The 18,953-nt window shown below is 60.3% G+C and carries 19 protein-coding genes; 10 read left to right on the forward strand and 9 right to left on the reverse strand.

Going from position 1 to position 18,953, the window contains the following annotated elements; translation table 11 throughout:
- The first annotated feature begins 234 nt into the window (after positions 1 to 234).
- Positions 235 to 2,256, forward strand: a complete 2,022-nt coding sequence (locus P2T68_RS25795; protein WP_024076569.1) for a methyl-accepting chemotaxis protein — start codon at positions 235 to 237, stop codon at positions 2,254 to 2,256.
- A gap of 23 nt (positions 2,257 to 2,279) precedes the next feature.
- Here the strand turns inward: P2T68_RS25795 and P2T68_RS25800 are convergent, their stop codons facing one another.
- Together P2T68_RS25800 and P2T68_RS25805 are read right to left on the reverse strand one after the other, a co-directional pair.
- Positions 2,280 to 3,620 (reverse strand): hypothetical protein, encoded by a 1,341-nt coding sequence (locus P2T68_RS25800; protein ID WP_277378465.1) that lies wholly within the window; start codon positions 3,618 to 3,620, stop codon positions 2,280 to 2,282.
- Between the two features lie 103 nt (positions 3,621 to 3,723).
- The gene (locus P2T68_RS25805) at positions 3,724 to 4,230 is read right to left on the reverse strand and encodes a hypothetical protein (RefSeq protein ID WP_146015743.1); all 507 of its coding nucleotides are present in this window, start codon (positions 4,228 to 4,230) and stop codon (positions 3,724 to 3,726) included.
- Positions 4,231 to 4,475: 245 nt separating this feature from the next.
- Between P2T68_RS25805 and P2T68_RS25810 the strand changes: the two genes are divergently transcribed.
- The 3 genes from P2T68_RS25810 to P2T68_RS25820 all read left to right on the forward strand — a co-directional run bounded on the left by P2T68_RS25810 (position 4,476) and on the right by P2T68_RS25820 (position 7,197).
- The gene (locus P2T68_RS25810) at positions 4,476 to 5,516 is read left to right on the forward strand and encodes an alpha/beta hydrolase (RefSeq protein ID WP_277378466.1); all 1,041 of its coding nucleotides are present in this window, start codon (positions 4,476 to 4,478) and stop codon (positions 5,514 to 5,516) included.
- Between the two features lie 212 nt (positions 5,517 to 5,728).
- Complete coding sequence (locus P2T68_RS25815; protein WP_150054517.1) at positions 5,729 to 6,955, forward strand: MFS transporter; 1,227 nt, start codon at positions 5,729 to 5,731, stop codon at positions 6,953 to 6,955.
- 80 nt (positions 6,956 to 7,035) lie between these two features.
- A complete protein-coding gene (locus tag P2T68_RS25820; protein ID WP_168232039.1) occupies positions 7,036 to 7,197 on the forward strand; it encodes a DUF2986 domain-containing protein in 162 nt (53 codons plus the stop codon).
- A 75-nt stretch (positions 7,198 to 7,272) separates the two neighbouring features.
- On the opposite strand, the gene P2T68_RS25825 is transcribed toward P2T68_RS25820, so the two are convergent.
- From P2T68_RS25825 to P2T68_RS25835, 3 genes are all read right to left on the reverse strand, one after another.
- Positions 7,273 to 8,556, reverse strand: a complete 1,284-nt coding sequence (locus P2T68_RS25825; protein ID WP_277378467.1) for a hypothetical protein — start codon at positions 8,554 to 8,556, stop codon at positions 7,273 to 7,275.
- Positions 8,556 to 8,876, reverse strand: a complete 321-nt coding sequence (locus P2T68_RS25830) for a hypothetical protein (protein ID WP_168232037.1) — start codon at positions 8,874 to 8,876, stop codon at positions 8,556 to 8,558. The genes P2T68_RS25825 and P2T68_RS25830 overlap by 1 nt, the downstream gene beginning before the upstream one ends.
- 179 nt (positions 8,877 to 9,055) lie before the next feature.
- On the reverse strand, positions 9,056 to 10,267 hold the full coding sequence (locus P2T68_RS25835) for a YeeE/YedE family protein (protein WP_277378468.1): 1,212 nt from the start codon (positions 10,265 to 10,267) through the stop codon (positions 9,056 to 9,058).
- 80 nt (positions 10,268 to 10,347) lie between these two features.
- Here P2T68_RS25835 and P2T68_RS25840 point away from each other — a divergent pair, with 80 nt between their 5' ends.
- The 4 genes from P2T68_RS25840 to P2T68_RS25855 all read left to right on the forward strand — a co-directional run bounded on the left by P2T68_RS25840 (position 10,348) and on the right by P2T68_RS25855 (position 13,038).
- Entirely contained in the window at positions 10,348 to 11,565 is a 1,218-nt protein-coding gene (locus P2T68_RS25840; RefSeq protein ID WP_024076578.1) for an MFS transporter, read from the forward strand.
- Positions 11,566 to 11,641: 76 nt separating this feature from the next.
- Positions 11,642 to 11,917 (forward strand): metal/formaldehyde-sensitive transcriptional repressor, encoded by a 276-nt coding sequence (locus P2T68_RS25845; protein ID WP_024076579.1) that lies wholly within the window; start codon positions 11,642 to 11,644, stop codon positions 11,915 to 11,917.
- Positions 11,914 to 12,825 carry a CDF family Co(II)/Ni(II) efflux transporter DmeF gene (gene dmeF, locus P2T68_RS25850; RefSeq protein ID WP_069076157.1) on the forward strand — a complete coding sequence of 304 codons (912 nt, stop codon included), beginning with the start codon at positions 11,914 to 11,916 and terminating at the stop codon, positions 12,823 to 12,825. The genes P2T68_RS25845 and dmeF overlap by 4 nt, the downstream gene beginning before the upstream one ends.
- A 33-nt stretch (positions 12,826 to 12,858) precedes the next feature.
- Positions 12,859 to 13,038 carry a DUF1289 domain-containing protein gene (locus tag P2T68_RS25855; protein ID WP_024076581.1) on the forward strand — a complete coding sequence of 60 codons (180 nt, stop codon included), beginning with the start codon at positions 12,859 to 12,861 and terminating at the stop codon, positions 13,036 to 13,038.
- A 26-nt stretch (positions 13,039 to 13,064) separates the two neighbouring features.
- On the opposite strand, the gene P2T68_RS25860 is transcribed toward P2T68_RS25855, so the two are convergent.
- On the reverse strand, positions 13,065 to 13,862 hold the full coding sequence (locus tag P2T68_RS25860; RefSeq protein WP_277378469.1) for a DNA/RNA non-specific endonuclease: 798 nt from the start codon (positions 13,860 to 13,862) through the stop codon (positions 13,065 to 13,067).
- A 138-nt stretch (positions 13,863 to 14,000) separates the two neighbouring features.
- Complete coding sequence (locus P2T68_RS25865) at positions 14,001 to 15,212, reverse strand: MFS transporter (RefSeq protein ID WP_277378470.1); 1,212 nt, start codon at positions 15,210 to 15,212, stop codon at positions 14,001 to 14,003.
- 122 nt (positions 15,213 to 15,334) lie between these two features.
- On the opposite strand from P2T68_RS25865, the gene P2T68_RS25870 reads away from it, so the two are divergent.
- Complete coding sequence (locus P2T68_RS25870) at positions 15,335 to 15,985, forward strand: TetR/AcrR family transcriptional regulator (RefSeq protein ID WP_102623606.1); 651 nt, start codon at positions 15,335 to 15,337, stop codon at positions 15,983 to 15,985.
- Positions 15,986 to 16,055: 70 nt separating this feature from the next.
- Here the strand turns inward: P2T68_RS25870 and P2T68_RS25875 are convergent, their stop codons facing one another.
- Entirely contained in the window at positions 16,056 to 17,111 is a 1,056-nt protein-coding gene (locus P2T68_RS25875) for an NAD(P)-dependent oxidoreductase (RefSeq protein ID WP_277378471.1), read from the reverse strand.
- A 149-nt stretch (positions 17,112 to 17,260) separates the two neighbouring features.
- Positions 17,261 to 18,157, reverse strand: a complete 897-nt coding sequence (locus P2T68_RS25880; RefSeq protein WP_069076154.1) for a LysR family transcriptional regulator — start codon at positions 18,155 to 18,157, stop codon at positions 17,261 to 17,263.
- A 122-nt stretch (positions 18,158 to 18,279) separates the two neighbouring features.
- Here P2T68_RS25880 and P2T68_RS25885 point away from each other — a divergent pair, with 122 nt between their 5' ends.
- Positions 18,280 to 18,942: an RraA family protein gene (locus tag P2T68_RS25885; RefSeq protein ID WP_024076587.1), complete on the forward strand. Its 663-nt coding sequence runs from the start codon at positions 18,280 to 18,282 to the stop codon at positions 18,940 to 18,942.
- The last annotated feature ends 11 nt before the right edge of the window (positions 18,943 to 18,953 follow it).

The raw sequence follows: 18,953 nt of genomic DNA on the forward strand, positions 1-18,953 counted from the left end.
AGCATTACCGCTCGGAAGCCCCTTAACCCATCTTCCAGCGAATGGCCGTTCAAATCACCTGAATGATGAACCGGTTATTTCTTGTCTTTCTGACTGACAAACCCAAAGAGGGAGTGCCCTGCGCTCATTCGTCGCATCTTTGCGTCCTCCCCTCCAGCCCTCACCGAACCCGCCGATAACCCTACTAACCGCATGCCTATGACCTGCGCCCCTCCACCCGTTCGAGCCAGCCCTATGAACCCACTTTCCCTTCTAAAAAAAGCCCGGGCCGATCGTCAAGGCACCGCCACCCTCACCTGCACCGCCAATGAATTGGAGTCTTCATTGGCCACCCTGCGCATCACACCCACCCTGATCACCGGTTTCATCTCCCCCCACCTGGACATCGACCAGGTCGCCGCCAAGCTCAAGCGTCGCTTTCCGCAAACCGCCATCAGCCTGTGCACCACCTCCGGTGAGTTGTGCAACGCCGCCGATTCGCTGTATTGCGCGACCGGCGAGCGCTGGGACCGGATGGTGTTGCAGCTGTTTGATGACAGTGTGATTGCCTCTGCCGAGGTGGTGATGGTGCCGTTGGAGTGTGAGGACATTCGCAGCGGCGGCAAGCGCTTGGGGATGCAGGAGCGGATCGCCAAGTTGGTGGCCAATATCAAGCGGGTGCAGGTGCACACCTCGATCGATCACCGCGACACCTTGGCCTACGTGGTGTTCGATGGGTTGTCGGCGTCGGAATCGTTTTTCATGGAGGCGCTGTATGAGTCCGGGCGTTTTCCATGCTTGTTCGTAGGCGGGTCGGCTGGGGGTAAGTCGGATTTCCAGAAAACGCTGATCCACGATGGCCAGCGCAGTTATCAGAACCATGCACAGATTGTGTTCCTCAAGACCGCGGCCCATGTGCGCTTTGGCGTGTTTAAAAGCCAAAACTTCAAGGCCGCGGATTTGACCTTCAGTGTGCTGACCGCCTCGGTGGAGGACCGCACGATTGACCAGGTGATCGACAGCAGCGGCAATATCAAGAGCATGGTGCAGGCGCTGTGTGACGCGTTCAATTGCGCCCCCCAGGCACTGGAGTCGAAGCTGGCGGATTACTCGTTCGCGATTCGGGTGGGCAGTGAGTTGTTTGTGCGCTCCATCGCACGCATCGACTATGAACAGCAGATCGTGCAGCTGTTTTGCGACGTAGCGCCGGGCGAAGAGCTGGTGATGGTGCGGCGTACGCCATTGCGTGAGGCCACACGCCTGGACTACGAGCAGTTTTTGCGTGGCAAGGGCGGCCAGCCGGTGGCGGGGATTTTGAATGACTGCATTTTGCGCCGACTGAATAACGGCGCCGAGCTGGGCAGCATGGCCGGCATTTTTGGGGATGTGCCGTTGGCGGGGTTTTCGACCTTCGGGGAGATTCTGGGCTTGAACCTGAATCAGACGCTGACGGCGATTTTCTTCTTTCGGGTGGCCAAGGGTGCGAGTTTCAGTGATGAGTACGTGGACAATTTCATCGCCCATTACGGCGAGTTCAAGGCATTTTTCCTGCGGCGTCAGGTGAAGAAGCTGGCGGGGTTGAACCATGTGGTGGTCAAGCAGATTGCGGCGTTCAAGAACAATGATTTCACCGACACCCTGAATACCCGAGGCCTGGACCGCAATATCCTGCCAGTCTTCGAAGGCCTGGCCGACTTGGGCCTGGTGTTGGCCCAGGCCGAGCGCCAGCAGGAGGACATCGCTTCGCAGCTCAAGCACTACTCCGGTGAGTTACACGCCTCGATGGATGAACTGGTGGGCACGATTGGCCAGCAGAACACGGTGTCTGCCCAGGCCGGGGCCACGGTGGAGGGCCTGTCCAGCCAGGCGGATGTCGCGGTGCAAGGCGCGCGCACGCTGGCGGGGTCGAGTTTGCGTATCCAGTCGATTGTGCAGGTGATCCAGCAGATCGCCGGGCAGACCAACCTGCTGGCGCTCAACGCCGCGATTGAAGCGGCGCGCGCGGGCGACCTGGGCCGAGGCTTTGCGGTGGTGGCGGACGAGGTGCGCAAGCTGGCGGAAATCACGCGTAAGAATGCAGCGGAAATCGGTGTGGATATTGACCTGTTGTCGAGTGAGATCCAGCGCGTGGCCCAGCAGATTGAAGACCAGTCCACCGGGGTGGGCGCGTTGCGGGAGATGCTGGATGTGCTGGAGGCGTCGAGCCGTGCGACGGAGGGTACGGCGCAACGGACCAAGACCATTGCGGATACGTTGACGGGGCTGACCCATGCCTAGGGTATAGGGCGACGACCGCCGCATCAGGGGTTGATAGCTCTCATCACCGTGAACAGATAACCGGGTCCGGTCACCCCCATAGGCGCCCGATTGCGGCTGGTGGCGAGGGCCTCCAGGAGGGTGCGATGGGGGGCTTTGTCGACGGGGACAGGCGAGGTGGAGCCGTGTGGCGCTGGATTGTCTGCAGCGGCAGTCGCCCGTTGCAACTTGCCGGTGGCCTTGTCTAACGTGTAGCCGGCGGCTTTGCCTTCTTCGGTGAGGCTCCAGGTACCGTTGACGCTAGCGGCGAGTACCTTGGAGGGCGGTAGTTTTATGTTCTTATTCGTGGTGATCACAATATTGTCGTTGATCTTGACGGTTTTTAAAGTGGCGAACTCATTGCCCAGCGAGGGCAGTGAAGCCCCTTCGCCAGAGAATTTGATGACCATCTGTTCAAGGAACGGCATACCACCTGTATTTGAGAGTGCTCCGTAATCCGGATTCAGGATATGCCGCAAATAGCCTGGGTCGAGGCGGGTGCTGTTGATCGCCGAACCTTTCAGGATACGTGAGGCAATTGCAGCATCTTCTTCCTTGAAGTTGTAAGTCACTCGATACCCGTCCGAATCGTAGCCATTGTTGCCGCTCAAGAGCTGGCGCCCATCGCTCAAATGACGGTAGTGGCCAAGTGACCAAGCCAGGCGATCCACATAGCCCAGATCCGCACCTTCCGCCTGCGCATAAGCATACATATCCGAGATCAAGGCACGATCATCGCGATTGAGGAATTCAAAAGCGCTTTGAGTGGTGTTCTCAAAGGTCGCCGGAGGTTGGGCAACCGACAGCTCACGGTGGCCGAACAAGCGGGAGATCATCAGGTCACGGCCATTGATGCCTGCCGACCTGGGGCTACTCGCCACTGGGGGAGCGACAGTTTGCATCTCCTGCAACGCGGCACGTCGCTCATGGGTGGTAAAGGCGCCGCCCTCGTCGTGGGCGATCAAGCTCAATTGATCGCGCGCAAGGCCTTTGAAGGGGTTGCTGTCGAACCCGTTGACGAAGGCGGTTGCTTGACGGGCGCGAGCCAGCAATTCTGGGGTGGCGGTCTTTGGAAGCTCTGCGTCGTGCTGCGTTTTGTTGGCGAGGTAGGTGTCGCCCGTAATCGAGTCGAGTGGATGGGGGGTGTTTTGACCGCGACGGGCTTCAGCGCGCGTGGCGGCTTCGCTTAATTGATGGGCGAGCGTCGATACGGTGCTGTTGGTAACGCGACTGCTTGTAGTCAAGGATGCATCAGTCTTGTGTTGAGTTGGCGGGCTAACAACATTCACCGGACTGCCTGTCAGGCGACCATGAGCTATCGAAGCATAAGAAGTCAGGTTAATCATAAAATCTCACCCCGTAGAGGCGGCTGTAACTTGCCTACATTCAAAATATTCAATTGTCAGCACAGAAGGCCGCAGTAAAAGTGCCCCCTGAGCGGGCACCTGACTAGTCTCTATATCGAAAGGTCACTGAATCAACGCCGGCAGGACGAGCATAGGGAGGGACTCCTCCTAGTACCGTATGACCGATGGTGACACGCGAACCATGGTTGAACGCCTCACCATTAAAGTCTGATAGTGTTCCGGAAGAGTTCGGGTTAATAGCAACACAGTTCTTTTCAGAACTGTAGGGGCGGTAGTAGCACAACTCGACCGACTCGCTAATACTCTGAGGATAGTAGGTCGTCTTCCAGTCGACCCCTAATAATTGTTTAGGATAGGGTAGCGTACCACTGGGGAAATCTGAGGTAGCCAAGTTAAAAAATGCTAATCCGACACCCGCATTATTCGATATCACAAGAACGGGGTCCGGCGTTTGGGTTTTAGTAATAGATCGATCTATCGCGTAGGCTGCGTTATCTAAAACCAGTACGCAAACAGCCAACACAGCAAGCAGGGCTCGTCTTGCATTCATGCAAGACGCCAACAACAAAAACACCGTTGAGCGTTTCATAGTGATCACCATAGCGTCAGGAATTACTCTCTCGGCTTGCTAACAAGCCAGCAGTAGGAACGACGCCCCTAACATGCACGATTTATTATCCCGGGTAAGCCAGCCGCTTCCTAAAAACACTAAGGACCGCTCCGTCATACTTAACAGTAGGATGACGTCAGCCACGTCCTAATCCCGCGTGCACGCTATTCAAACCAAGTGGTTAAAGTCATGATGCGCGCCTCACTTCAAGGACGATAAAAACAGTGAAAACCACCTTCGCCGCCCTGCTCCTGACCTGCCTGGCCACACCCGCATTCGCTGACGCCCCCCTCATCGGCTTCAAGAGCACCACCCTGCCCGACGCCCACCACGCTCGCCCATTGGAACTGGCGGTCTGGTACCCCGCCAACACCACCGCCACGCCAACGCTGATCGCCGACTCCGTCGTCTTCATCGGCGCCCTCGCCGTGCCCGACGCACCACCGGCCAGCGGCGAACATCCCCTGGTTGTGCTCTCCCATGGTTACGGCGGTAATTGGGGTAAACAGGTGTGGCTGGCCAGTGCTTTGGCGCACCAGGGTTATATCGTGGCGGCGGTCAACCATCCCGGCACTACCAGCAAAGACCGCAGCCCCCAGGCCGCCGCAGCGTTATGGCAGCGCCCGGCCGACCTGAGCCGTGCCATCGACGCAGTCCTGGCGCAACCGAAGCAATTTGGCGCGGTGGCGAAAAACCAGATTGCCGCGGCAGGCCACTCCCTCGGCGGCTGGACCGTACTGGAGATCGCCGGCGCGCGCTTCGACCCCGAGCTGTTCAGCCGCGACTGCAGCATCCACCCCAAGCTCGGCGGTTGCATCGGCTACCAGGAGATGAACCCCGCCGGGACACCTGACGGGAAGGCGCGACTGGCCGCTGACTTGAGCGATAAACGCGTCACCGCCATAGTGTCATTGGACCTGGGCCTGTCACGCGGCATGACCGACGCGAGCCTGGCGGCGCTGCGGGTGCCGGTTTTGGTGATTGCAGGCGTGGTACCGTCGGAGGATATGCCTGCCGAACTGGAGTCTGCCGACCTGGCCAAGCGCCTGCCAACCGCCTCGACGCGCTACGTGGCGATCAGCGACGCCAACCATTTCAGCTTTATGTCGATCTGCAAGCCGGGGGCGGTCGCATTGATCGAAGAGCGTTCGCCAGGCGACGGCATGATTTGTCGAGATGGTGAGGGCGCACGACCACGGGCGCAGATTCAAAAACAGGTGACAGCGCTGATCAGCGACTTTCTGGCGCAGACGTTTCAGCGTTAAACAAATCCCCCCTGGACAGACGGCGGCCAGCCAATCAGTCAGGCTACATGGGCGGACCTGGGCAATCCCGCTCAACAGCCTCACATCGATAACACTGATGATTACTATCGAACCGCTCGCCTATGGGGTGGCCAAACCCGATTCCTATAATCGCCTCCCAATTCTTCCCCTTCGCCTGGCCTCAGGCGACATCCCCCTTGGAACCCAGCATCATGCCAAGCGCCCTCCAGGCCCCCAGCGGCCGTCCCGAACATAATCAACAAAGCGTCAAACAGCAGTGGCTGGCGATTCTCTCGGTCGCGGTGGGCGCCTTCGCCCTGGTGACCAGTGAGTTCCTGCCGGTGGGCGTACTCAACGACGTCGCCGCCGACCTCGGTATCAGTGCCGGCCACGCCGGGCTGATGGTGACCCTGCCGGGCATCATGGCCGCCCTCGCCGCGCCGTTTCTGTCGGTGAGCATTGGCGCGATGGACCGTCGCTACCTGCTGATCGGCCTGACGTTGATCATGATCATCGCCAACTCGGTCGTGGCCTTTGCCAGTGACTTCAACCTGCTGCTGTTCGGCCGTGTCTTGCTGGGCATCAGCATCGGCGGGTTCTGGGCCACGGCCATTGCCCTCAGTGGGCGCCTGGCGCCCAAGGGTGTGGATGTCGCGAAGGCCACCTCGATCATCATGATGGGCGTGACCCTGGCCACCGTGCTCGGCGTGCCCGTCGGCACCTGGCTCAGCGGCCTGATGGGCTGGCGCATGACGTTCCTGGTCACCGCGCTGCTGGGCGTGCCGGTGCTGCTGGCGCAGGTGTTCCTGCTGCCTCGGCTCACCCCGGAGAAGGCCATTCGCATCAGCGACCTGCCGGCGTTGTTTATCAACCCACAGGCGCGGGTCGGGTTGATCGCGGTGCTGTTGATCGGCTTGGCGCACTTTGCGGCCTACACCTATGTCGCGCCGTTCTTCAAATACAGCTCCGGCTTCGACGGGCCGACGATCGGCTCGCTGTTGCTGCTCTTCGGCGTGGCCGGGGTGTTCGGTAATATCTTTGCCGGTTTCGCCGCCAACCGCAGCGTGCGTCACACCCTGTTGCTGGTCGCGCTGATGATCGGCACCAGCACCGCCCTGTTCCCTCACTTCGCCACCGGGATGACCGGCGCAGCGATGCTGATCGGGCTGTGGGGTTTCGCCTTCGGCGCCTTCCCGGCCTGTGCCAGTATCTGGATGTTTGTGGTGGCGCCCAAGGATGTCGAACGCGGCATGCCGCTGTTCGTCGCCTTGTTCCAGGTGATCATCGCCTTGGGCTCGTTCTTTGGCGGGCGGATCGTCGACCAACTGGGCAGCTCGGTGCTGTTGAGCCTGGCCACGGCCCTGGTGGGCTGCGGTTTTGTGACGGTGCTGGTGCTGGGGCGTAATGTCAGCAATAGCTTGGCGGCGCAGCCTGGCTAGGCCTGTGCGGCTGCTGCGTGGGGAGCTGTGGCCGTTTTTAAGCTGGTATCATCCTGGCCTGTCCAACCCGGGTACAACACATGAATCGCCAGAAAAAACTGCAACAGCTGTTCAAGGCCAAAGCCAAAAAGGCCAGCGCCAAATTGGCCCCAAAAAGCAAGGACAGGTACATCAGCAAAGCAGAGCGGGAAAAACTGGCTGCTGAAGCCGCTCAAGAATCAGACGTTTCCCCTGAACGTTAATTCAGTAACCGTCCAACGCCACCTGCGGCCGTTCACATGCAACGAAAAACGGCCGCAACCGCACAGTTGTCACGACTACTCTGACCAGCCAAGCGCGATCATGAAGCGTGTCTTCACCGCGTTTTCAGGCATTTCACGAACGAACGACAACAGCAACTTGAACTGCTGGAAGCGTACCCACCGCTCATAGTCGTCGCCCTCTTGTTCCTCGGCATATACGTCGTCAAAAAAACCTGCGGCCACTTGTGCGACGCGTTCAATGACACGTTCCGGATAGCCCCTGGCAAAAATCTTTGTGGCACGAGGATGGAAGCCCATGTAATCGGGCACGCTCTTACCCGAACACTCAGCCAGCGCGAGATTCAGATCATCAATCAGCTCTGCGGCTTTGCGCTCGTAATACTGCGCATGCTCTTGAGGTGAATCGAGGATTGCCAGGATGTTATTGAAAATACCTTCGATGCCGCTGGCGATTGCAGATAACCCAAGCCATGACTCGCTGTCAGCACAACGACTGCCGATAGCGTGGCGGATATGAGCGAGACGCTCCCTTGCCGGAGGGTGACTGTTGCTGAAATCCAGCCCGATTTTTTCCAGGCATTGGTAGATCTGCAGCACGAACTCGATGCCCGCGTACCTCAATTGCAGCTCGGTTCCATCGGTTTGAGAGTGATCATCCTCCCTCGCCCCCAACACAAACATCGCGCCAAAAAAATCGGCGATAAATTCGTCAAAGTGCGATTCCAGGTCTACGCCCTGGATGTCACTGGAGATTTCTTCCAACATGCCAGGTACATCCGAGGCGATATGCCCGACTTCGTGACACAGAAGAAAGGCCTCAGCCTCCATAGCCAGCTTGTTGGCTACTTGCATCTGATCATCATTGATCGGGTAATCAGGGCCGTGGGCAACGTTGGTTTCCTCGAACCACCAGAAGACTTCCGCGACGAGCCTGGCCGTTTCGTGCAACTCCACTTCAACGCGTTGTTCTCCGATCGAGAAACGCGTCGAGATTATGCGCGCCAGCCGGTACACAAACTCTCGCATGCCCGTGCTGAAAAGGATGGCATAGCCGCTTTCCAGCTGGGTGATACAGGCATCAGGCAAAGGATCGTCGATTGCACCGATCGCAACGGCGTCAGATTCCAAAAGCGCTACCAACGCAGGATGAAGTCGGGGCTTTAGGTAGTTAACCAGAAACTCTGCCCAATCCTTCTCGTTCAGTTGTACGAGTAAATCCGAGAGTTTCAGCCCTGCGGCTTCACACGCCCTGGCGACGCTATCAGCAATATCTTCTTCCGTGTAGACACGTCGACTCGCGCTTGTCTGCCTGGCGCTGACGTAGTCTTTCGGCGTCATCACAGACTCCGCTTGAACTTCACCTTGATACCGGCTTGCATGCCGGCTTCAAGCTTGCCGATCAACGCAATGCTGCCTTTGCCATTCACCCCAAGCGAGACTTCAATCTCATCGACGCAATAACCGGACTTCGCTATCGGCTGTTCGTCAAGCACAGCCTGGAACCGGGAAAGAACGCCCTTGAGGTTTTCACTTAGTGTTTCCAAATCGACTTCAGTCGCACTGGTTCTGGCGCGACCAAGCGAAGGCAACGCATTGCGCGTTGCGGTTTCAGTAGTTTCGATATCCCAGACTTCGATGGTGCCCAATCCGCTAGACATAACACTTCCCTGATTGATGATGATCAGCGCCCGAGTGACGGAGCGAAGAGAGAACGCATGATATCATTTGGCCTTTATCCAAAAAAGTACAGCGGAGTGCCCCTCTCGGCCCCTCAAAATAAACAGTCCCTATCCCTCGTTATCTCATGAAGGACATGATGGGCAGGGCAGTGGCGGTCTCAGCAACCGCTCAACGCCACCTGCGGCCGCTCACCGGCAAAGAAAAACGGCCGCAACCGCACACCCACGCTATTGCCGATAAACGCCGCCACCAACCACACCCAGCCATGCAGGCTGCCCGAGGCGATACCGCTGAAGTACGCGCCGATATTGCAGCCGTAGGCCAGGCGTGAGCCGTAGCCGAGCAACAGGCCACCGATCACCGCCGCTACCAGCGAGCGTGCCGGGATGTTCAGGCTGGGAGCGAAACGCCCGGCCAGGCCGGCCGCCAGCAGCGCACCGAGGACGATGCCGATGTCCATGACGCTGGTGATGTCTTCCCACACTGGCGCGGCCAGGGCCTTGGCGTTGCCAGGCATTTGCCAGAACGCCCAACTGGCCACATCCACACCCAGCCCGCTGGCCGCCTTGGCCCCCCACAACGCGAACGCCGACGTAATGCCCCACGGCCGCCCGGCCAGGGCCAACGTTGCGTAGTTGAGCAGCGCCAGGCCAATCGCGCCCCAGACCAGCGGCCACGGCCCGCGCAGGAAGCGGCGCAGCCCTGGGTGTTCGCTGGTCACGCCCGCTTCAAGCTGACCATGACGGGCTTTTTCCAGCCGCACAGTCACCACCGCGATGAGCGCAAATACCGCCAGGCTCATGAGCAAGGCCGGCACCACGCCGAGGCTTTTGACGATGGACGTCGCGGGGAACGCAGGCAGCGCAAACCACCAGTCCACATGGTGCGTAGCTATCAACGAACCGCAAATGAAGAAGAACAACGTCACCAACATGCGCGCATTGCCGCCGCCCACGGTGAACAGAGTGCCCGACGCACAACCGCCGCCCAGTTGCATGCCAATGCCGAAGATAAATGCGCCAAACACCACCGACACCCCGACCGGCGCCACCAGCCCGACCACCGGTTGCCCGAACAACGTGCCTGCCCCCAATGCCGGGAAGAACAGCAGCACCGCCACCGCCAGCATCACCATCTGCGCGCGCAGGCCGGCGCCACGCCGATCATTGATAAATACGCGCCAGGCCGAGGTGAAGCCGAACGCCGCGTGATAGAGGGTCAAGCCCAGCGCCGCGCCGACCACCAGCAACAGCATCTGGCGCACGCCGACGGTGTTTTGCAGGAACACGGCGCCCACCAGCAGGATGATAAACGCCACCAGGGGCGCAAGCGGTTTGCGCGCAGGGGTCAGGGAAAGAGAGGTGCTCATGGGGATCTCGGTTCGGGTGAAGTTGGACGATTGCGAGGGGGCGAGTATAAACCCAGGGGCGGCTTATCTTTGGAGTATTCATGAGTTTGCTCGGAACCTTCCGCTCCCTGCGCAGCGTCAACTACCGCATCTGGGCGGCGGGTGCACTGGTCTCCAATATCGGCACCTGGATGCAGCGCACCGCCCAGGACTGGCTGGTACTGACCCAGCTCACCCCGCATAACGCGGCCGCCGTCGGCATCGTCATGTCGTTGCAGTTCGGGCCGCAGTTGCTCTTGCTGCCCTGGACCGGCTTCGCCGCCGACCACTATGACCAACGCAAGTTACTGATCGTCACCCAGGCGGTCATGGGCATGCTGGCGCTGACGCTGGGGGTGTTCACCATCACCGGTTTTGTCGAGCTGTGGCATGTGTATGTGTTCGCGTTTTTGTCCGGTTGCGCCTCGGCTTTCGATGCACCGGTGCGACAGATCTTCGTCGCGGAGCTGGTGGGTGAGAAGGATTTGTCCAATGCGATCGCGCTCAATTCCACCTCGTTCAACATGGCGCGCCTGATCGGCCCGGCCGTAGCGGGCTTGACCATCGCATCGGTGGGCACCGGATGGGCGTTCCTGCTCAATGGCACGAGCTTTTTTGCGGTGCTGGCTTCGCTGTTTTTCCTGCGGGTGTCCGGCCAGCCGGTGAAGGTGCGCGCGCTGCGCTCCAAGGGCAGCCTGACCGAAGGGCTGCGCTATGTGTGGGCGCGACCGGACTTAAAGGCGATCCTGCTGATGCTGTTCCTGATCGGCACCTTTGGCATGAACTTCCCGATTTTCATCTCGACCATGGCGGTCAGCGTGTTCCATGCCGATGCCCGCGCCTACGGCCTGCTGAGCTCGACCCTGGCCATCGGCACGATCGCCGGCGCCCTGCTCGCCGCCGGCCGCGAACGCCCGCAGTTCAAGTCGCTGCTCACGGGTGCAGCAGTGTTCGGCGCGGGCTGCACGCTAGCAGCCCTGGCTCCGAACTACTGGTTGTTTGCCGTGGCGCTGGTGATTATCGGCGTGGGTGCGATGACCTTCAGCAACACCACCAACAGCCTGATGCAGCTGAGCACCGACCCCGCCATGCGCGGCCGCGTGATCGCCTTGCGCGTGGGCGTCGCCCTGGGCGGCACGCCGATTGGGGCGCCCATCGTCGGTTGGGTCGCCGACCACCTGGGCCCGCGCTGGGCGCTGGGGGTGGGCGCGTTATCCGGTGTGCTGGCGGTGGGCGTGGCGCTGTATACCCTAAGGCGCCAGTTGCACCGGCCGAAGTAGCGTTGCAACAGCCTTCTTGTATAGGGGGGGTGGGGTATGCAATGATCCGCCGCATTATAGGTAGGGGGGGTATGCCGTGGGTCATCTAGCCGCAAACAAAGACAGCCTGATCAAACGCGTCAAACGCATCGCCGGGCAGATTCAGGCGCTGGAAAAAGCGCTGGAGTCAGACGCCGACTGCGCCAAGACACTGCACCTGGTGGCCGCCACGCGCGGTGCTATCAACGGTTTGATGGAAGAGATCATCGAGGACCACGCCAGGGCGCATGTGGCTGACCCGTCACTGAGTACAGAGGCGCGCAACCAGGGCGTCGAAGAATTGCTTGAAGCCATTCGGCGCTACTCCAAATGACCCTCACGAATAGCCAGGCACACGAGCATGTCTTCCTGGGGGCTGCCCACGACGAGAACGCCCGGCGCACGCTGTGGGTGGTGATACTGACCGTGGTGATGATGGTGGCGGAAATTGCCGCTGGCGCCCTGACCGGTTCCATGGCCCTGCTGGCCGACGGTTTTCATATGGCCACCCATGCGGGCGCATTGGGCATTGCGGCGGCGGCCTATGCCTACGCCAAGCGCCATGCGAACAGCCCTCGCTACAGCTTTGGCACCGGCAAAGTGGGTGACCTGGGCGGCTTCGCCTCGGCGCTGATCCTGGCGCTGGTCGCCCTGGGCATCGGTATCGAATCGTTCATGCGCCTGCTCCAGCCGACCGAAGTGCAATTTGGTACGGCGACCCTGATTGCTATCGTCGGGCTGGTGGTCAATATCGTCAGTGCGTTGCTGTTGGGCCATGGGCATAGCCACGGCCATGACCATGATCACGACCATCACCACCACGGCCACGATAACAACCTCAGGTCAGCCTACATCCACGTGCTTGCCGATGCGTTGACCTCCGTGCTGGCGATCGCCGCATTGCTGGCGGGTCGGTACCTGGGTTGGGTATGGCTGGACCCGGTGATGGGCATCGTCGGCGCCATCGTGATTGCGCGCTGGGCCTGGAGCCTGATGGGCGTGACCGCCGGCGTGTTGCTGGACCAGACCGACGAACACGTCGCCGCCGAGATCCGCGAGCGGGTGGAGCAACCCGGCGATGCAACGATTACCGACCTGCACGTCTGGCAGGTCGGGCCCGGTGTGCATGCGGCCATCGTCAGCGTGGTCGGCCAACCGACAGCGGATGCCGAGAGCATTCGCCTGCGCCTCAAGCCGGTCCATGAAGTGAGCCACCTCACGGTTGAATTTCGTGCCGCGTAGCGGCGCCCCTTGACGGTATCCCCAGGTGAAATCTTGGCTAAAGAAATCGAAAACCCGTGTGTCTCGACCTGCCAGTTGAGTGGCGAGTTGTGCGTCAGCTGCGGGCGGACCAAGGACGACATCCGTAAATGGAAACGGATGAAACGCCCCGAGAAAATGGCCGCCGTACAGCGAGCGACAGCGCGCTTGAAGGCGTTGAAAAAAGGCAAGTAACGCTGGGCGTATCGCTCAACCCAGCATCACGTACGCCCCACCGAACCCGTCACCGGCAGGTTGCCGAGTAATTTGAGCCCGGTACTCTTCACGAAGGTGTCGTAGTCCATCGGTTTCTGGATACGGGTTTCGGCATTGGGCAACACGTAGGCCCAGGCGCGTTTGCTTGAGGCGTCGTACACCAACTTGAACAGGCGCGTCGGCACCCAGACCTTGTTGTCGCCGATGGTGCTGTAGCCCGCATCGAACAGCGGCCCGGTGAACACATACACGTCGCCGCCCGCGCGCTTGGCAAACTTGCGCACATCCGCTTCGACCTTGCTCCAGATCTTGCGGTTGTTGGTAGGGTCTTGCGGCACCATGTTCGACAGCGCGAAAGACTGTGCCATGGCATGGGCATTCGGCGCGTCGGCGGCTGGGGATTGGTGGCCACGGTCCATCGCCGGGTGCTGGCTGCGGTAGTCGCTCAACTCGGCGCGCCCACCTTTGGGAATGCGTGGGTCGGGGTAAAACTGGTTGGTGCGCTCCTCGCCTTTGGCGTCGTTCAACTGGGCGGCATTCAGGCGCTCGACCACCACCAGCGGGGTCTTGCTGGTTTGCGAATAGAGCACCGCGAAGTGGTCGGAACAGAGGGCCATTGGCCTCATGCTGGCTGGCACCGTGGCCGTGTTGATCGGTGTCGCGGCGGGGAAGAGTTCGGCGCAACCGTCAAACGAGATACGTTGCTGCGTGGACGTGTAGGGGTTTGCCGGGCCGCGAGCGTCTACGGCGGTAGAGACTAAAACGAGGGCTACCAGCCCGACTGCAATGTTGCGTAGGTACATGCTTTAGATCTTAAGGTGAGGGTAAACGGATGAGCGCGAATGATCGCGCGGGGCGTATGGACCCTGATAAATCCGTTTGGTGCCGCAGGCTTACCGATCTTGTCGCGCTCCGCTCCCCTATCGCGCTCACCCGAAGGTTCAGTGAGACACTATTGCAACGCCAGACCGTCGCCCAGGCTTGAAGCCGTGGTCACGCGCGCCCCACGCGATCCCCAGCGCCACGCCGATCAACACCAGCATCGCCCACGGAAATGCCCCCACGCCCCAGCGATCGAGTAATACGCCACCCACCACACCGCTGGCGGCAATGGCGCTGTTCCACGCCACGACGTTCAGCGACAACGCCACATCGGCGCCATCGCCCGCCGCGTCGGCCAGAGCCGTTTGCAGCAAAGTGGCGGCACCGCCGAAGCTCAGGCCCCACACGGCGACGCCAAGGTAGATCACTTCAGGCACGTTGCCCAATACGCCAAACACCAGCGCAATCGCGGCAAACACCACCAGGCTGACCAACACCGTCTGGCGCAATAACGGCTCGACCAGCTTGGCCGTCAGCCAGATCCCCACCAATGCCGCAATGCCGAATACCAGCAACACCAGGTCCACCCGCGCGGCCAAGCCTGCACGCGCCACGAACGGGGCGATGTAGGTATAGAGAACGTTGTGGGCGAGCATCCAGCTGATCACCACCGCCAGTACCGGCCTGACCCCTGGCGTGGTGAGGACCTTGCGCAACGGCAGGCGTTGGTGCGCGGGCTGTGGCGCATAGTCCGGGACTTTCACCAGCACCCAAGCGATCAACACCAGGGTCAGTACCGACATCAGGCCAAAGGTGGTACGCCAGCCGACCAGGCCGCCAAGCCAGGTGCCCAGCGGTACACCCAGTGACAGCGCAATCGGAGTACCCACCATCGCCAGCGCCAGCGCCCTCCCCTGCTGATGGGGCGCGACCATGCGCCGGGCGTAACCGGCCAGCAGGCTCCAGGCCAACCCCGCGGCGACCCCGGCGAAGAAACGCGCCACCAGCGTCACACCGTAATGGGACGACAATGCCGTGATGGAATTGAACAGCAGGAAGCCGACGATGGTCAGCAGCAGCACATTGCGGCGGCGCCAACCACGGGTGGCTATGGTCATGGGGATCACCGCCAGCACCGAGCCCAGCGCATAGGCGGTGACCATCTGCCCGGCCATGGACGGGGAAATCCCCAGGCCATCGCCGATCAACGGCAACAGCCCGGCCGGCAGGGTTTCGGTGACGATGCAGATGAAACCGGTCATGGCCAGCGCGAGCAAGGCGCCGATAGGCAGGCGTTCAGAAGACGCGGATACGCAGACTGAGGGGGTCACGGGAAACTCCTTGAGGCAATTTAGATACTGATCGATACAAATGTTGCAGGCAGCTGTCGCACGTTGTCAACGACTTATGTATCGACTAGTATTTATCTGGTCTGCCAAGGGAGTTTTATGAAATGGCACAAATGGGCCGTCCCCGTACCTTCGACCGTGACCACGCCGTGGAACAAGCCATGTACCTGTTCTGGCAGCATGGCTACGACGCCACGTCCCTCGCCCAGCTCAAGGCCGGCCTGGGCGGCGGTATCTCCGCACCGAGTTTTTATGCCGCATTCGGCTCCAAGGAAGCGCTGTTCGATGAGTGCGTGCAGCGCTATCTGGCAACCTACGCTCAAGTGACCGAATGCCTATGGGATGAAAGCCTGCTGCCGCGCAAAGCCATCGAGACCGCATTGCGCCAATCCGCGCGCATGCAGTGTGAAGACGGGCATCCCAAGGGGTGTATGGTGGCATTGGGCGTGATGAGCGCACCAAGCCCGGAGAATGCGCGGGTGGCGGATGCATTGACCCAGTCCCGTATGAGAACGCGGGCAGGGATCGTGGCGTGTGTCGAACGTGGAATAAGCTCAGGGCAACTGCCGGATACGATTGCCGCGGTGTCGATGGCGGCGGTGTTTGACAGTTTCTTGCAGGGCATTTCGATATTGGCGCGGGACAACGTGCCCCACGCAACCATCGATGCCGCCATCAGCCACATCCTGCTGACGTGGGACATTGCCGCCGCTACCGCACCGCCCATCCGTGCGACGGCTGCACAGCAGCCCTAGCCCATCCGGAAGCGCTTGCTACAACTCAAGGCGTTGAGGCGCTCATCAAGAGAGCGCTTTGTGCCCGTGGTCAATGTACGTCCGTAGCCAGGCTGAGCGCGTGGATCTTGTCGACGATCTGCCGTGAAGCCTTGCGGATTGCCTTCGTCGTGTTGCCGGCGATATGGGGTGTCAGTTGGGCGTTGCGAATGCCAGCCAGCGGCGAGTTGAAGCGGTCTTTTTCCTGGGCGAAGGTATCGATGGCGACCGCTTTTATATGCCTGGGAAATGCCGTCATGAAGCTTGCCAACTGGGCTTCGTCGACAATGTCACCGCGAGCGGTGTTGATCAGTATCGAACCTTGGCGCATCTGTCTGAACTCGGTAAGGCCGAACAGGCCTCGGGTGAGCGGTGTCAGCGGTACGTGGATCGAGACCACATCGGCCTCCCCCAACAATTGCTCGAGGGTTTCTCGTCGCTCAAGCCCAAGGCTGCGCGCGACCTGCTCCGTAAAGCGTTCTGAACCGGTGGCGATGACCCGGATCCCCAGCGATCCGGCCTTGCGCGCGACCTCTTGAGCAATGCTGCCAGTGCCAACCACGCCTAACGTGAGTTCGCAGAACTCAAGGCCGGGCGCCAAAGTGCCCTTGGACCAGTGACCACTGTGCGTCTCGGCGTTGTAGTGATCCAGGTCCCGGGATAAAAACAATGTCTGGGCCACCACGTATTCGGCCACAGCTACCGCGTTGGAGGCCGGCGTGTTCAGTATCGTCACGCCACACCGTTCAGCCTCTTGCCGGTCGATATGGTTAACGCCTGAACCGGCCTGGGCGATGGCGCGCAGTGGCGTTGGCAGGGTCGGTGATGCAGCGGCGCGGATCAGTTTGCTCTCAATGGGAATATTCAGGCGCGTCTTGAACACGCTATACCCCCCGGCCTCAGTCACGGCGTCGATGAAAGCTTGCCTGTCGTGGCAATTGATCTCGGTGTATCGGATGCGCTCGCCGTAGTGCTTGCGGATACTGTTTTTATCCGTGAAATAGTAGAGATTCAGGGTGACGACCAAGCCCAACTCAAGGAATCGGTCGACTTCCTCGAATAGCAACGGCGGGCCGGGTGCATCCAGTATCAGGGTGGTGAATGCCATGCATTTTGGTCTTCTTGACTGATAGAGGCTGGGTTCATGCGCCTTCAAGTATGAAGTTGAACTGACTACATCCAGGCTTGAATTAATCATGATCCTGTTTTTCGACAAAGGACCCTTTTGGAATAAAAAGCGCAGTGTGTGCACTTACGCTAAAACAACAACCGCGAGAAATCACAGCACCCCTGCGCCATCCGCGCCACGTCCTGGTTCAAGCCGAATTGGCGGTCCACCCGGTGCAATGCCACGTACTGGATACTCGGCAACTCCGGCTGCGTGACCAACGCGCGTAATGCGCCGTGCTCGATCAGATGGGACAAACAGGCCTTGGGCAAATAACTCACGCCGATCCCCGACAACGCCAAGCCCACCTGCACCAGCAGGTTATGGCTGGTGAGGGTCCGCGGCATCTGCACGTTGTGCGCGGCCAGCCAACGCTCGTAGATTAAGCCGGTGCCCGACTGCGAACCCTGGGTCAGAACGGTGTAATCGGCCAGCACTTCCAGGCTTACAGGGTCGGGCTGGGGGATCAGGCCTGGCGCGCAGATCCAGGCGTTTTCTACGCATTGCAGCGCCGTGCTGTGAAAGCGCGGGTCGCTGTAGACGTCCGGCACGATGACCAAGTCGAGTTGGTCGCTTTCCAGCTTGCGAAACAGTTCGCTGCTCAGTTCCACTGACGGCTCGATCTGCACCTTGGGGTAGGCCTGACGCAGCGCATCCACCAGCGCCGGCAGCCAGGTCAATGCTGTGAGTTCGGTGACGCCGAGGCGAAAACGGCGCACCAGCACTTCGCGGGCGCTGACCCGTTCGAGCAGTTGGTCGCGGCTGTTGAGCAGGTCGCGGGCGTAGTCAAGCAGCTCACCGCCCTTCTCCGTCAGCCGGGCGTTGCGCTTGCTGCGGTCAAAAATCTCGACGTCAAAGGTGTCTTCCAACTCCTGGATGCGCTTGGAGATGGCCGACTGAGACATGTTCAGCTTGTTCGCCGCCGCTTCAAAGCTGCCGAGTTCGGCAATCCAGTACAGCGCATCGATTTGCTTGAAGGTGATCATCGCGGCCAATTCATGAGAAAAAGCGATGCTATCACATCATAAAATATCGCTAAAACTCTTCGATCATCACTCCTAAGATCCAGCCATAGCCCATTGCTATCTAACAATTCTGGAGATTTGCCATGTCCTTGCCCGGTTCACGCATCCTTCCCAACGCGCCCATGGCCCCGGCCGAACTGGTCGAGGCGTTTGGCCATGTCGTCACGCCGCATATCAGCGACAACCTCGGCCGTCATATCGGCGCCCGTGGCCTGACGCGCTACAACCGCAGCGGCAAGCTGGTGGGCACGGCGATCACGGTCAAGACCCGTCCCGGCGACAACCTGCTGATCTACAAGGCCATGAGCATGCTGCAACCGGGCCATGTGCTGGTGGTGGACGGCCAGGGCGACACCAATAACGCGGTGATCGGGGAACTGGTCAAGCTCTACGCCCAGCAGCGTGGTTGCGTGGGGTTTGTGATTGACGGCGCGATTCGCGATGTCGCCAGCTTCGAGGACACCCCGTGCTATGCCCGCGCCGTGGTGCACACCGGCCCGTACAAGACCGGCCCCGGCGAAGTGAACGTGCCGGTGTCTATCGGCGGCATGGTGATCAACCCCGGCGACCTGCTGGTGGGTGATGAAGACGGCCTGGTCGCGTTCTCCCAGGCCGACGCCGCCGAAGTACTGCGCCGCGCCGCGCAACATGCCGAGCACGAAGAAGCGGTCAAAGCAGAAATTGCCAGCGGTGCAGTGCGCCAGAGCTGGATCGACAAGGCCCTCAACAATGCCGGCCTGGTATGAAGGAGTCCGAA

This window comes from Pseudomonas sp. G11, from assembly GCF_029457515.1.
GTDB classification, from domain to species: domain Bacteria; phylum Pseudomonadota; class Gammaproteobacteria; order Pseudomonadales; family Pseudomonadaceae; genus Aquipseudomonas; species Aquipseudomonas gorinensis.

Excerpts from the sequence above, each read along its gene's own strand:
- P2T68_RS25795 (WP_024076569.1), top strand. The coding sequence starts at position 235 with ATGAACCCACTTTCCCTTCTAAAAAAAGCCCGGGCCGATCGTCAAGGC.
- P2T68_RS25800 (WP_277378465.1), bottom strand. The coding sequence starts at position 3,620 with ATGATTAACCTGACTTCTTATGCTTCGATAGCTCATGGTCGCCTGACA.
- P2T68_RS25805 (WP_146015743.1), bottom strand. The coding sequence starts at position 4,230 with ATGAAACGCTCAACGGTGTTTTTGTTGTTGGCGTCTTGCATGAATGCA.
- P2T68_RS25815 (WP_150054517.1), top strand. The coding sequence starts at position 5,729 with ATGCCAAGCGCCCTCCAGGCCCCCAGCGGCCGTCCCGAACATAATCAA.
- P2T68_RS25820 (WP_168232039.1), top strand. The coding sequence starts at position 7,036 with ATGAATCGCCAGAAAAAACTGCAACAGCTGTTCAAGGCCAAAGCCAAA.
- P2T68_RS25825 (WP_277378467.1), bottom strand. The coding sequence starts at position 8,556 with ATGACGCCGAAAGACTACGTCAGCGCCAGGCAGACAAGCGCGAGTCGA.
- P2T68_RS25830 (WP_168232037.1), bottom strand. The coding sequence starts at position 8,876 with ATGTCTAGCGGATTGGGCACCATCGAAGTCTGGGATATCGAAACTACT.
- P2T68_RS25835 (WP_277378468.1), bottom strand. The coding sequence starts at position 10,267 with ATGAGCACCTCTCTTTCCCTGACCCCTGCGCGCAAACCGCTTGCGCCC.
- P2T68_RS25840 (WP_024076578.1), top strand. The coding sequence starts at position 10,348 with ATGAGTTTGCTCGGAACCTTCCGCTCCCTGCGCAGCGTCAACTACCGC.
- dmeF (WP_069076157.1), top strand. The coding sequence starts at position 11,914 with ATGACCCTCACGAATAGCCAGGCACACGAGCATGTCTTCCTGGGGGCT.
- P2T68_RS25860 (WP_277378469.1), bottom strand. The coding sequence starts at position 13,862 with ATGTACCTACGCAACATTGCAGTCGGGCTGGTAGCCCTCGTTTTAGTC.
- P2T68_RS25870 (WP_102623606.1), top strand. The coding sequence starts at position 15,335 with ATGGCACAAATGGGCCGTCCCCGTACCTTCGACCGTGACCACGCCGTG.
- P2T68_RS25875 (WP_277378471.1), bottom strand. The coding sequence starts at position 17,111 with ATGGCATTCACCACCCTGATACTGGATGCACCCGGCCCGCCGTTGCTA.
- P2T68_RS25880 (WP_069076154.1), bottom strand. The coding sequence starts at position 18,157 with ATGATCACCTTCAAGCAAATCGATGCGCTGTACTGGATTGCCGAACTC.
- P2T68_RS25885 (WP_024076587.1), top strand. The coding sequence starts at position 18,280 with ATGTCCTTGCCCGGTTCACGCATCCTTCCCAACGCGCCCATGGCCCCG.